15 protein-coding genes are annotated in these 12483 nt (G+C 63.3%); 9 read left to right on the forward strand and 6 right to left on the reverse strand.

Annotated features, from left to right (window positions below; translation table 11 throughout):
• Positions 1-72: 72 nt before the first annotated feature.
• The gene (locus HDE76_RS10050) at positions 73-564 is read left to right on the forward strand and encodes an asparaginase domain-containing protein (RefSeq protein ID WP_179479193.1); all 492 of its coding nucleotides are present in this window, start codon (positions 73-75) and stop codon (positions 562-564) included.
• Positions 565-706: 142 nt separating this feature from the next.
• On the opposite strand, the gene HDE76_RS10055 is transcribed toward HDE76_RS10050, so the two are convergent.
• Positions 707-2524 (reverse strand): M4 family metallopeptidase, encoded by a 1818-nt coding sequence (locus HDE76_RS10055; protein ID WP_179479192.1) that lies wholly within the window; start codon positions 2522-2524, stop codon positions 707-709.
• Positions 2525-2981: 457 nt separating this feature from the next.
• Positions 2982-3539 carry a putative Fe-S cluster assembly protein SufT gene (gene sufT, locus HDE76_RS10060; RefSeq protein WP_179479190.1) on the reverse strand — a complete coding sequence of 186 codons (558 nt, stop codon included), beginning with the start codon at positions 3537-3539 and terminating at the stop codon, positions 2982-2984.
• 275 nt (positions 3540-3814) lie between these two features.
• Here sufT and HDE76_RS10065 point away from each other — a divergent pair, with 275 nt between their 5' ends.
• Positions 3815-4255 carry a hypothetical protein gene (locus HDE76_RS10065; RefSeq protein ID WP_179479188.1) on the forward strand — a complete coding sequence of 147 codons (441 nt, stop codon included), beginning with the start codon at positions 3815-3817 and terminating at the stop codon, positions 4253-4255.
• 3 nt (positions 4256-4258) lie between these two features.
• Here the strand turns inward: HDE76_RS10065 and HDE76_RS10070 are convergent, their stop codons facing one another.
• Positions 4259-5731: an NAD(P)(+) transhydrogenase (Re/Si-specific) subunit beta gene (locus HDE76_RS10070; protein ID WP_184507058.1), complete on the reverse strand. Its 1473-nt coding sequence runs from the start codon at positions 5729-5731 to the stop codon at positions 4259-4261.
• Entirely contained in the window at positions 5731-6045 is a 315-nt protein-coding gene (locus tag HDE76_RS10075) for an NAD(P) transhydrogenase subunit alpha (protein ID WP_179479184.1), read from the reverse strand. The genes HDE76_RS10070 and HDE76_RS10075 overlap by 1 nt, the downstream gene beginning before the upstream one ends.
• A gap of 138 nt (positions 6046-6183) precedes the next feature.
• Between HDE76_RS10075 and HDE76_RS10080 the strand changes: the two genes are divergently transcribed.
• Genes HDE76_RS10080 through HDE76_RS10090 form a run of 3 tightly spaced genes read left to right on the forward strand, consistent with a single transcriptional unit; the run spans position 6184 to position 7736 of the window.
• The gene (locus tag HDE76_RS10080) at positions 6184-6771 is read left to right on the forward strand and encodes an RNA polymerase sigma factor (RefSeq protein WP_179479182.1); all 588 of its coding nucleotides are present in this window, start codon (positions 6184-6186) and stop codon (positions 6769-6771) included.
• Entirely contained in the window at positions 6768-7211 is a 444-nt protein-coding gene (locus HDE76_RS10085) for a DUF3619 family protein (protein WP_184507061.1), read from the forward strand. Before HDE76_RS10080 ends, HDE76_RS10085 begins: the two co-directional genes overlap by 4 nt.
• 3 nt (positions 7212-7214) lie before the next feature.
• Positions 7215-7736: a DUF3106 domain-containing protein gene (locus HDE76_RS10090; RefSeq protein ID WP_184507064.1), complete on the forward strand. Its 522-nt coding sequence runs from the start codon at positions 7215-7217 to the stop codon at positions 7734-7736.
• A 47-nt stretch (positions 7737-7783) separates the two neighbouring features.
• On the opposite strand, the gene HDE76_RS10095 is transcribed toward HDE76_RS10090, so the two are convergent.
• Positions 7784-8884, reverse strand: a complete 1101-nt coding sequence (locus HDE76_RS10095) for an NAD(P) transhydrogenase subunit alpha (RefSeq protein ID WP_184507067.1) — start codon at positions 8882-8884, stop codon at positions 7784-7786.
• A 180-nt stretch (positions 8885-9064) separates the two neighbouring features.
• Between HDE76_RS10095 and cdd the strand changes: the two genes are divergently transcribed.
• Positions 9065-9478, forward strand: coding sequence for a cytidine deaminase (gene cdd, locus HDE76_RS10100; protein ID WP_184507070.1), 414 nt, complete (start codon positions 9065-9067; stop codon positions 9476-9478).
• A 109-nt stretch (positions 9479-9587) separates the two neighbouring features.
• Complete coding sequence (locus tag HDE76_RS10105; protein ID WP_179479174.1) at positions 9588-10244, forward strand: MarC family protein; 657 nt, start codon at positions 9588-9590, stop codon at positions 10242-10244.
• Positions 10245-10305: 61 nt separating this feature from the next.
• Here HDE76_RS10105 and HDE76_RS10110 read toward each other — a convergent pair whose 3' ends face one another.
• The gene (locus HDE76_RS10110) at positions 10306-10797 is read right to left on the reverse strand and encodes a DUF3465 domain-containing protein (RefSeq protein WP_179479172.1); all 492 of its coding nucleotides are present in this window, start codon (positions 10795-10797) and stop codon (positions 10306-10308) included.
• A 206-nt stretch (positions 10798-11003) separates the two neighbouring features.
• On the opposite strand from HDE76_RS10110, the gene HDE76_RS10115 reads away from it, so the two are divergent.
• Both HDE76_RS10115 and HDE76_RS10120 read left to right on the forward strand, forming a co-directional pair.
• Positions 11004-11573, forward strand: coding sequence for a nitroreductase (locus HDE76_RS10115; RefSeq protein ID WP_184507073.1), 570 nt, complete (start codon positions 11004-11006; stop codon positions 11571-11573).
• Positions 11561-12475 (forward strand): 5'-3' exonuclease H3TH domain-containing protein, encoded by a 915-nt coding sequence (locus HDE76_RS10120; protein WP_184507076.1) that lies wholly within the window; start codon positions 11561-11563, stop codon positions 12473-12475. The genes HDE76_RS10115 and HDE76_RS10120 overlap by 13 nt, the downstream gene beginning before the upstream one ends.
• Positions 12476-12483: the final 8 nt, after the last annotated feature.

The following is a 12483-nucleotide window of genomic DNA, read 5'->3' on the forward strand; positions in this document are numbered from 1 at the left end:
CTCGAAACAGGGAAGGGAGGCGCGGCGCGAGCGCAGCAGCTAAAATAGGCAATCCTCACCCTGGCTATCCTCATGCAGCATCTGACCATCGTCACCACCGGCGGCACCATCGACAAGATCTATTTCGACGACAAGTCGGACTACAAGATCGGTGCACCGCAGATCGGCGAGATCCTCGCACAGCTCGGCGTGGCGTTTCAGTTCGAGGTGATTCCGATTCTGCGCAAGGACAGTCTGCACATGGGCGCGGAAGATCGAGGCCTGGTGCGTTCGACCATCGAGGGCCAAGCAAACCGGCACGTGCTGGTGACGCACGGCACGGACACCATGGTGGAAACGGCACGCGAGCTTGCCGCTATCGAAGGCAAGGTTATCGTGCTGACCGGTGCGCTGAATCCCGCGCGCTTTCAGGGTTCGGACGCGGTGTTCAATATCGGCTGCGCTGTCGCCGCCGTGCAGACCCTGCCCGACGGCGTATATATCGCCATGAACGGCCGCGTGTGGGATCCGGCCAAGGTGCGCAAGAATCGCGACGCCAATCGCTTCGAGGAAGCGGCGGACTGAGGCATTTTGTTTTTGTCGATCTTTCGGTAGAGCGATCAACACCGAAAATACGAAACGGGCCTGACGACATACCGTCAGGCCCGTTTTTTATCCCTCTTGAAGTCGATTCATAACAGGCGGATTGCCCTGATCCGCCCATGGATTACCAGCTGGCTTTCAGCGAAACACCCGAGAACGCTGCGTACGCGTTGAGCATGATGTAGTACGTGCCGGACGGCGCGCTGAAGCTGCAGCTTTCCGCGTTGCCGGTCTTGTACGGGCGGCAGCTGTAGCTGCTGGTGGTCGGCGCGGAGCCGAGCTTGACGTAGAGATCGGCATCACCGGTGCCACCGGAGGTGGCGATGGTCAGCGTGCCCGAACCGGCCGGCACGGTCACCGTATAGTTCAACGAGCCGCCCTTGACTGCGCTCAATCCGGTCACTGCCACACCGTTCTGCAGGCCACCGGTGCTGCCACCGCCACCGGTACCCGGGCAGGTCACGCCGACGGCGTTGAAGGCAGCGATCACGTCGTTCTTGTTGTAACCCAGATCGGTCGCCGCTGACTCCACCCCGCAGGCACCGGAGTTGAAGGTTGAGGTGGCTGTCCAATACACCTTGTTGGCCAGCGCATAGGCCTGGAAAGCTTTCTTGGTATCCCAACCAGAGGTCTTGGCCAGCAGGCAGAACGACTTGTTGTAGACGCCGCTGGAGTAGTGCACGTCGAGGTTGGAGGTGTAGTTGGCCGCGTTGTCGATCGATCCGCCATCCTGCGGCGGGTTGCACATGTAGCGCAGCGCGGTGCCGTTCTTGATGATGTCGGCACCGACTAGAAAGTCGTTGGTGCCACGGTCGAAATACTCCGCCGCCTCACCGGCTATATCCGAATAGGCCTCGTTCATGCCGCCGGACTGTCCCGTGTACTCCAGTGCCGAATGCTGCTCGGTGTAACCGTGGCTGATCTCATGACCGGTCACATCCAGCGACACCAGCGGATAGAAGGTGCTGGCGCCGTCGCCGAAGCTCATCACCGAGCCATCCCAGAACGCGTTCTCGTAGTTCTTGCCGTAATGCACCTTCATCACCAGCGAAAAGCTCAGCGGATTGCCGCCGGTATAGCCCTGATACATGTCATGCACGACGCTGCCGAAGTGGTGTGCGTCGTTGGCCGGCGAGTACGCGCCGTTGATCGCGTCGGTGTTGCTGGTCGGGCAGACAAAGCTCACCAGGGTGCCAGCACCCGAGGTGGCGTTCTTGAGGTTGTAGGTGGCAACGTCGGTATTTTTCAGCGTGCAGGTCGTGCCCGACTGGGTTACGTTGAGCGCGGCGAAATCCGTGCCGTAGGTATATTTGCCGGTCTTGGTGTTGCCGCCCGGGCCGTTGGCGCTGGCGTCGGTGAGGCCGTCCCAGCTCTGGATCACCTCGCCGGTATTGGCATTGATGATGGCGGTGGGGCGACTCGGCTTTTGCGGGTCATCCACAAAGTACGACACGCGGTAAACCAGACGCGTCGGGCCATTCTCCTGCGGATACACGAATAGATCGGTCTTCGGGTTCTGCATGGTGGTGCCCGCCACCAGTACCGTGTGGGCGTGGCCTTTGAGAATGCCGATGGCGGCCGCCGGCGTCAGTTGGGGAACGACCGAAATCAGGTCGGCTGCCGTGCCCTGCATCAGCTCGCCGGTGGCGCGCAGCGCGTTGCCGCTGGCGTCCTGCACCACGGCAATGCTGCGGCCATACACCGGCACGCCGCGATAAAGCTGCTGCTGACGCACCACCTGGGCGCCATTGGCCAATGGAACGGCGTTGCGCGCCACCAGAGTCATGTCCTGACCGAGATTTAAGCGGGCAGCCAGCGTGCTGATCGGCTGCGCGGCGAGGTTTTGCGCACGCAGGGTTTGCGTGGTGGCCGCCGTCGCGGTCGACGCCGCAACCATGCCGATCGTTGCAACCATCAGCTTGGAACGAAAAGTATTGAGCATTAGGTGAGAACTCCACGATATGTGGGGACAAAACCGCCCGATGCGGCCGTATGGACCCCATTCCAGTTCGCCGTGCTGGCGGCACGGCCTCGCACTCGTTGACTGTCCGGTGATGCCGGGACAGGTTCTGTCGCGTCCCCTCGCGCTTGTGGCGCGGCTCGATTGACGACGCAGCACTGGCCGGCAGCGGCACGGGACGAATTGACTGTCGATCAACCCGCTATCAGCCAGACATCTAGACGTTATTACTTGCGAAATGACCAGGCAATACGAATATTTCTTACGATTGTCTATTCGCTCACAGAATACTCGTCATGGTGGAACTTTAGCGCCATCAGCGCTTCGCCAAGCAAACGGCCCGCCGGATGTAAGGGCGAGCCGCAAGAGATTTTCGTTATATTTTGCGAATCGAGCATTGCTCGATCTGGGTCTAACCACGATGCACCGCCGCGGAACCCTAGAGCATGCCGGTTTCGAGTTTGGCCGCATCGGACATCATCGAATGCGTCCATGGCGGATCGAACACCAGATCCACATCGGCTTCGACGATGGTGGGAATCATTTCCAGCTTGGTCCGCGCGTCGTCCACCAGAATATCGCCCATGCCGCAGCCAGGCGCGGTGAGGGTGAGCTTGACGTAGACCTTGCGCGCGCCGGACTCGGTCTGCTCCAGGCTGAGGTCGTAGACCAAGCCGAGTTCGACCACATTGACCGGAATCTCCGGGTCGAACACGGTGCGCAGTTGATCCCACGCGACCTTTTCCACGTCGGCATCGGAGGCGTTGGCCGCCAGCTCGATCGGCGGCGGCAGTTCCTTGCCCAGCGCGTCGGCCTCCTTGCCGGCGATGCGGAACAGGTTGCCCTCCACGTAGACGGTAAAGCTGCCGCCCAGCGCCTGCGTGATATAGCCGATCTGACCGGCCGGCAACTCCACCACATCGCCCTGCGGCACCATCACCGCACTGCAATCGCGCTGCAGGGTGAAAGGCTCGCTGCTCAAACTGAAACCGCTCATGCCACCTGCCAATGCGCTGTCTGCGAAAAAACGTCGACGGAGCGGCAGAGCGCCGCATCCAGTCGCCTATTATGCCGCCCGCCAAGCGGGCTGGCTTGAGAAAGATCAGGCCGGAATCGCGGAACTCAAGAATCCGGAGAGATAAAAGGCCAGCGGCCAGCCGCGTTATGATGGCCGCTTTGCCCGATGGACGAATGCCTGATGGCGCACCGCATGACCCGACGCAGTCCGTTGCACGAGCACCCGCCCGCCCTTTGCCCACACCGGATCGACGGATGAGCTCCCGCTCGATTTTCGGGCTGGTCTTCGGGGTGTTCATCGCCGCGATGCTCGGACTCGCGGCCGGCGCGCTGTGGATGGTGGTCACGCTTTACCAACGCCAGCCGATGCCCTGGCTGGCGCTGCCGATCGCCGTCATTCTGGCCTGGGCGATACGCAACGGCGTGCGCAGACCGGGCAATGGTGCAGCCCTGTTAGCTGCGCTGGCCACCTTGCTGGCATCGATCTACGTCAGCATGCTGATCGCGGCGGCACGGATCGCCGGCAGCATGGGGCTGGGCCTGATCGACACCCTGCAGACTGCCGGTGCCGGCATGCTGTGGCAGCTGGCGCGCATCGGTCTATCGGTATCGGAAGGCATGTGGACCGTGCTGGCGGTGCTGCTGGCGGCCTGGCTGGGTCGCCGCCCCGCGCCGATCAAAAAGCTGTCGAAATAGCCGTCAGGCGTCCATCGACTTCAGCTCGCTGACCAGTTCGCCGGCCGCTGCCTGCCCATCGCCGTAAAGCATACGGGTGTTGTCGGCATAGAACAGCGCGTTCTCGATGCCGGCAAAACCGGTGCCCTTGCCGCGCTTCACCACGATCACGTGCTTGGCGTTGCCGACGTCGAGGATCGGCATGCCGTAGATCGGCGAGGCCGGATCGGTCTTGGCCAGCGGATTGACCACGTCGTTGGCGCCGATCACCAGCGCCACGTCGGTGGCGGGAAACTCCGGATTGATCTCGTCCATGTCGGCGATCAGGTCGTACGGCACACCGGCCTCGGCCAGCAGTACGTTCATATGGCCAGGCATACGGCCGGCGACGGGATGGATGGCGAACTTCACCTTCACGCCGCGCTTGATGAGCAGCTGGGCGAACTCCCATACCTTGTGCTGCGCCTGCGCCACGGCCATGCCGTAGCCGGGCACGATCACCACGCGCTCGGCGTAGGCCATCATCACCGCAGCATCGGCCGCGTCGACCGGCTTCTGCGCGCCGTCGATCGCCTGAGCCTCGGCGCCGCTGGCGCCAAAGCTGCCGAACAGCACATTGCCGATCGAACGGTTCATCGCCTTGGCCATCAGCTGGGTCAGCAGCGTGCCAGCCGCACCGACCACGGTGCCGGCGATAATCATCGTCTCGTTGCCCAGCACAAAGCCCTCGAACGCCACGGCCAGCCCGGTAAACGCGTTGTACAGCGAGATCACCACCGGCATGTCGGCGCCGCCGATCGGCAGCGTCATCATCAGGCCGAACAGCAGTGCCAGCACGAAGAACGCTGCGATCAGCGGATAGCTGGCATAACCGCTGGCCAGAAGAATGCCGATCACGACCGCCGCCGCGAGCAGCAGCAGATTCACCGCGCGCTGTCCCGGAAACACGAACCGCCGGTCCAACCAGCCCTGCAGCTTGGAAAAGGCGATCAGCGAGCCGGAAAAACTCACCGCGCCGATGAGCGAGCCAAGCACGCCCAGCGCCAGCTCGATCGGCGAAAGCGCCGTCACGGCCATGACCGGATGCAGCGCATCGATGGCCCAGGCCTCCGGTCGAAGCGGCGACGTATCGGGCATGCCCTGCGTCAGCAGCCGATGACGCACATAGCCGATCAGCTCGACCGCGCCGATCGATGCCGCGGCGCCACCGCCCATGCCGTTGTACAGCGCCACCATCTGCGGCATGGCCGTCATCGCCACGCGTTTGCCGCTCCACCACGCCGCGCCGACGCCGACGATCACCGCTGCGACAATCAGCCCGCGGTTGTGCATGTCCGGCAGGAAAAACGTGGCCAGCATCGCCACCAGCATGCCGTAGCCCGCCCACACGATGCCGCCGCGGGCCGTGCGCGGCGAGCTCATGCGCTTCAGGCCAAGGATGAAAAGCAGCGCCGCAAGGAAATAGCAGGCCTTGATCAGGGTCGGCAACCAGGCCATCACTTGGTCTCCCGGCTGGCCGCTTTGGCGTCGGGCTTGCTGGACTTGAACATCTCCAGCATCCGCTCGGTGACCACGTAGCCACCGGCCGCATTGCCCGCACCCAGCAGCACGCCGATGAAGCCAATGCCCATTTCCAGCGGCGTTTCGGCATGGCCTAGCGCGATCATGGCGCCAACCAGCACAATACCGTGCACAAAGTTGGACCCGGACATCAGCGGCGTGTGCAGGATGACCGGTACCCGCGCGATGATTTCATAGCCGGTAAATGCGGCAAGCATGAAGATATACAGCGCCAGGAAACCGTCGATCATGACCCCACCCCGTCAGGACTTAGTTGTCCGCACACTATACGGTTGCCAGTCAACCCGTGCGAGCGTGCTGCGTTGAATACGGGTGTCGAACCGATGGAGCCTGAGCATGCATCAACCGACGATGCGGATGCCTTGGCCATGAGCACGGTGGCCGGTACCCTGGAAACCGATCTACTGCTGGACGGCGCGCAAGAAACGCCGGCCACGCTGGATGCGTTTTTGGCGCAGGTCGAGCGGCGCGCTTTCCGTATGGCGGAACTCAATCTTCGCCATCGCGAGGATGCGATGGACGCCGTGCAGGACGCCATGCTGCGGCTGGTCAAGCATTACCGCGAAAAGCCCGCCGCCGAGTGGCCGCCTCTGTTCTGGGGCATTCTGCGCCGACGCATCGTCGATCTGCAGCGTCGCCGCAAGGTGCGCTCGATCGTGGTCGGCTGGCTCGGCGGCGGCAAGGATGACGAAGGCGGCGAGATGCCGGTGTGGGAGCCTGCCGATCGCGGCCCCGGCCCGCTCGACCGGCTGCACGATTCGCAGTCCTACAACGACATGGCGGCGGCGGTGAAACAGCTGCCGCAGCGCCAGCGCGAGGCTTTCATGCTGCGCATGCTGGAAGGTCTGGATGTCGCGGAAACCGCCCGAGCCATGGGCTGCTCCGAAGGCAGCGTCAAAACACATCTGTCGCGCGCGATGCATCATCTGCGCGACCAACTGGAGGACTGGCGATGACTGCGCCTGGCAACAACACATCCGATCATCCAATCGCGGGTCACACCGATTTGCGCGATGAGCGAATCGCCCGTCGCGCGCGCGCGCTCTACCGCGAAGCCAGCCAGCGGATCGACCCGACCACTGCCGGGCGCCTGCGCGCTGCGCGCCGAGAGGCGCTGAGCGCCGCCAAGACACCGCAACATCACACCGCACGCTGGCTGGTTCCCACCGGCGCGTTTGCCGCCATTGCCTTTGCCATGCTGATGGTGTGGCAACCGCTGTCGCACGGACCCAGCGTGCCCACCAGTCAGCCCGTCAGCCTGGAGCAAAGCGCCGAAGCCGACAGCGATCTGCCGCCCGACGCGGAAAAGACCGATCCGAACCTCTACCAGAACCTCGACTTCTATGGCTGGCTGGCGGCCAACAGTGCGTCGGACAGCCAGCCGGCGAATCGCTGAGCCATGCGTCGATCTCTTTCATGGATTTTGCCGCTGCTGCTGGCCGCATTGCTGGCCGGACCGACTGCCGCATCGCTGCACGCGCAGAACTTTCCAGCGCCGCCGAACCAGAACATGCCGCCACCGCCGCCGCGGCCATGGAGCAGCCTGACTCCCGCGCAGCGCGACGTCCTGTCGCCGCTGCGCGACAAATGGGACACCCTGCCGCCGCGGCGACAGCAGAACATGCTGCAGAAGTCCGAACACTGGGTGACCTTGCCGCCGGAAAAGCGTGACGAGGTACGTTTACGTATTGCGCATTGGCAGGCCATGACGCCGGAACAGCGCAAAGAAGCTCGCGCCAACCTGCAGCAGTTTCGTCAGCTGCCGCCGGAGGAGCGCGCCCGGCTGCATGCCACGTTCGAACATTTTCAGGAGCTGCCGCCAGAGCAGCGAGAAAAGCTGATGCAGCAGTTTCGTCAGCTGCCGCCGGAACAGCGCGTGCGATTCCAGGGACAACCCGCTCCCCCACCGGGCGGCCAGTAAGCACCTGCCCACCGGCTAACTGCCGACGATTTCCTTGCAGCGAGGACTCAGCCGGTGAAACGCGTTTCGCCGGCGTGGCTCAGGCAGCTCTTGGCCACCAGCTCATCGTTAAAATCCGGCTGCAGCACGCCGTCTTGCACAAGCAGCTCAACGAAGTTGTACACATTGCGCGCGTACATTTCCGACGCGTGCAGCGGTGCGCCTGCGGAAAGATTGAGCGGACCGAGGATCACCACGCCGCCGTGTTCGATCCGTTCGCCGGGTCGAGTCAGCTCGCAGTTGCCGCCGCTTTCGGCGGCTAGGTCGACGATCAGCGCGCCCGGCTTCATGCCTTCCACCATCGCTGCGGTGAGAATCTTGGGCGCCGGCCGGCCCGGCACCGCCGCGGTGGTGACGATCACATCGATCGTCTTCAAATGCTCGCCCAATGCCTCCTGCTGCGCCCTGCGCTCCTCGGCGGACAGCTCGCGCGCGTAGCCGCCGCTGCCTGCCGCGCTGACGCCGAGCTCGAGAAATTTGGCACCCAGCGATTCGACCTGCTCGCGCGTTTCCGGCCTTACGTCATAACCTTCGGTTTGCGCACCGAGACGGCGGGCGGTGGCGATGGCCTGCAACCCCGCCACACCCGCGCCGATAACCAGCACTTTGGATGGCCGAATAGTGCCAGCGGCCGTGGTCAGCATCGGAAAGAATTTCGGCGAGGACTCGGCCGCGATGAGCATGGCGCGATAACCGGCCACGGCCGCCTGCGAACTGAGCACGTCCATCGCCTGCGCTCGTGTGGTGCGTGGCAACAGCTCCAGCGAAAACGCGGTGAGCCTGCGCGCCGCCAGCGTAGCCACGCGTTCGGGCGCACCGTACGGTCGCAGTTGGCCCACCAGCACCGCGCCCTCGCGCAGCCGTGAAAGCACCGAGTCGTCGGGTGGCAGAACGCAGGCGAGCAAATCCGCCCGAGCCAGCACGCCGGCGGCGTCGGCAAACTCGACATCGGCATACGAGCTATCCGGGAAACCCGCCGCACGCCCCGCATCATGCTCAAGCAGAATCCGTACGCCCTTGCCGCGCAGCTTTTTGGCCATCTCCGGCGTGATCGCCACGCGGCGCTCTCCCGCGGCGGTTTCACGCAAGGCGGCAACGGTAATAGGCATGAGACGGCTCCCCCTCAAAAGGTCCGACTATCTTAGCGGCACTCGCTAGCTCGGGTTTTGCCGGGTTTTGCCGGGTTTGCGCCGCGCATCGGGCAGAGTAAGCTGGCCCGCCGGAAGCGGTCGCCCGACGCAGCAGCGCGGCGCGGCGCCGTCGATCATTCGGGGTCACCGGAGATTTCGATGCCTGCAGCGAATGCATTTGACCCACTGCTGTCCGCCGCTCGCCACGCGCGCGAGATAGCGTACGCACCCTACTCCCGTTTCCAGGTCGGCGCCGCCTTGCTGGCGAAAGACGGCCGGCAGTTCAGCGGCTGCAACGTGGAGAACGCAGCCTACGGCCTGTGCAACTGCGCCGAGCGCACCGCGCTGTTCAGCGCCATGGCCGCCGGCTGCAAGCCGGGAGATTTTGCCGCGATCGCCGTGATCGCCGACTGTCCCGGCCCGGTCAGCCCCTGCGGCTCCTGCCGACAGGTCATGGCCGAACTGTGCGACGACGACATGCCGGTGCTGCTGACCAATCTGCACGGTGAGGTGCAGCGGACGACGGTTGCGGCGCTGTTGCCCGGATCATTCAAGTTTCCAACGTCGACCTGACCACCGTGTCATATCGGCGATCGGGGACGGACGACGATCAGAGCCCCGGCGAAAAAACGGCCGAGCGGCCCATCGAAAATCAAGCCATATTTTTGAGAAAAGCCAGACCATGTTCGACTACGCGCTGCACTTCATACCGCTGGCCTTCGCCGCGCTGCTGCCGATCATCAATCCGGTGGGATCGGCGCTGATCTTTCTGGGTATCGTCGGGCCGGAGCCGCCGACGGTGTATCGCCAGCTGGCGCTGCGCATTGCGATCAACATGCTGATCTTCATTGCCGTGATCGAACTGCTCGGCGCGTGGATTCTGAAATTCTTCGGCATCTCGCTGCCGATTCTGCAGGTGGGTGGCGGCGTCACGCTGGCGGCGATGGGTTGGCGGATGCTCAATGCACCGGATGCCACGCCTGCCGCCGCGGCGATCGAAAGCGACAGCCATGCGGCGATCGACAAGGTCTTCTATCCGCTGACCTTTCCGTTGACCGTAGGCCCCGGCACCATCGTGGTGGTACTGACGCTGAGCGCGAATGCGTCGGGCCATGGCTGGTCGGATATTCTGTTGGCGCACGTTTCCATTTTCGTGGCCTCGACACTCCTGGCCCTGCTGGTGTTTCTGAGCTACGGCTACGCGCCCGCGTTGGCGCGCAAAATTCCCGAGCATGCGTTCAACGGCGTGCAGCGCCTGATCTCATTCATCCTGCTGTGCATCGGCGTGCAGATCGCCTGGGGCGGACTGGATACGCTGCTGCGGTCGCTGCCGCACTGATTGCCACGCCAATACAAGAAAACGGCGCATCACGCGCCGTTTTCTTTGCTGAAACGAACGCTTATTGATATTCGGTGCCGTTGACCACGACGTAGCCGGCGTGCGGCCACGAGCTGCTGGTTCCGTGATGGGTCCAGTCGATGCCCTGGCTGTCGTCGTTGTCGTAGTAATAGCGGCCCTGCACGTACGTCGTATCGCCGACGGCAACCCACGGCCACTTCGGCGCGTTCATCTGGTCGAGATCGGAAACGATTTCGATAGTGACGCCGGAAGCAACCTGCACATAGAAATAGCCGTGGTTGCCGCTCTTGGTTTTCTTGGCCGGCAGCACGGCCGTGACCATGCCGCAGACGTCTTCGGGTTGATCGGCGGTGATCTGGCCGTTTTCGAAAGCCTGCTGATCCTGCAGAAACTGGGTGTTGTTGCACGGATACGTCTTGGTCGTTTTCGCCGGCGAGAACACGCCCGTGCTGTAGCTGTCCTGGGCATGCGCTGCCGTACCGATCATCAGTGTCGCGCTGAGCAGCGCGAATGACATGTAACGAAGCTTCATGAATACGTTCCTTTGTATGTGTTGTCCCCTGCGCGACCCACAATAAAAGAACTCCTTTGCGGTTTCTTTAAGAAAAAAAGACATGTGGCGTCATCGCAGCGCAGCAAAAACGCAAACAGCGCGTCGACCGCGCGTACCGAAGTCGGCACGACAACGTTTGGCCGGTTAGCATGGACTTCCCAGCATTTTCGCTATCGAGCCTTCGCATGTCCGAACCACTTTCGCTGCTGATGCAGCGCCACTCCACGCCATCGCGCCAGCTCGGCGAACCCGCACCGGACAAGGATCGGCTCAAAGCCTTGCTGAAGGCGGCCATTCGCGTGCCCGACCATGGCAAGCTCGTGCCGTTTCGCCTGATCAAGCTGAAAGGCAAATCGAAATTGCGCTTTGGCGAATTGGTCGCCGACATCGCCGCACGCAACGATCCGGATATGTCCGAAGCGAAGCTGGACAAGGAGCGCCATCGCTACACGTTTGCGCCGCTGGTGCTGGTGCTGGTGGCCTGCATCGACACGCACAGCAAGGTGCCGGCGATCGAACAGCAGCTGACCGCGGGCTGCGTCGCGCAGAATATTCTGCTGGGCGCTTTCGAGCTCGGCATCGGTGCGCAGTGGCTGACCGGCTGGGCCGCCTACGATGCAAGCGTAGCGAAGCTGCTGCAACTGAAGGCGAACGAGCAGGTGATCGCCTTTATCCATATGGGTACGCCGCAGATCGACGTGCCCGACCGCGATCGACCGGCATTGAAAAATCTGCTCAGCACATGGAAGCCGTGAACACGGCGACCCACGCGGTACCGGCGGCGTATCTGGTCGACGGCAGCCTGTACGTGTTTCGGGCCTGGCATTCGATGCCGGACGAATTTTTCGATGTCGACGGGCACCCGGTGAATGCCGTACACGGCTATACGCGCTTTCTGTGCGAACTGCTCGAGCGGGCGCAGCCCGAACACATTGCGGTCGCCTTCGATGCCTCGCTGACCAGTTCGTTTCGCAATGCGATTTACCCAGCCTACAAGGCCAACCGCGAACTGCCGCCGCCGGATCTGGAACGACAGTTCGTACAGTGCCGCGCCATTACCGAGGCGCTCGGCATCCACTTGATGATCGACCACAGCTTCGAGGCCGACGATCTGATCGGCAGCACGGTGTGGAACTTTCGCGCGCTCGGTTGGCGTAGCGTGATCGTGTCGGCCGACAAGGACTTCGGCCAGCTGCTGGGCGAACACGACGAGCAGTGGGATTACGCGCGCGGCGTGCGCTGGGGAGCCGCAGGCGTGCACGAGCGGCTCGGCGTACACCCGCATCAGGTGGCGGATTATCTGGCCCTGTGCGGCGACGCGGTGGACAACATTCCCGGCGTGCCCGGCGTGGGTGCAAAAACCGCCGCCGCGCTGCTCTCGCATTTCGGCAGTCTGGACGTTCTGCTCGAGCGCGTCGACGAAGTGGGCTACCTGCGCTTTCGCGGCGCCGCGGCCTGCGCGATGAAGCTGCGCGAACACGGCGAAAAAGCGCGGCTGTATCGCCGCCTCACGCGCATCGCACTTGACGCCCCCGGCGCCAGTACTGTCGATACCTTGTTGCGCAAATCCGACCCACAGAACCGCCTCGACCTTCTTTGCGATCAGCTCGGCTTCGGCGCGTTTACCCGCAGCCGACTGCGCTCATTGCTTCGCTGACGCCACGC

The sequence above is a fragment of the Rhodanobacter sp. ANJX3 genome (assembly GCF_014200755.1).
GTDB lineage: Bacteria > Pseudomonadota > Gammaproteobacteria > Xanthomonadales > Rhodanobacteraceae > Rhodanobacter.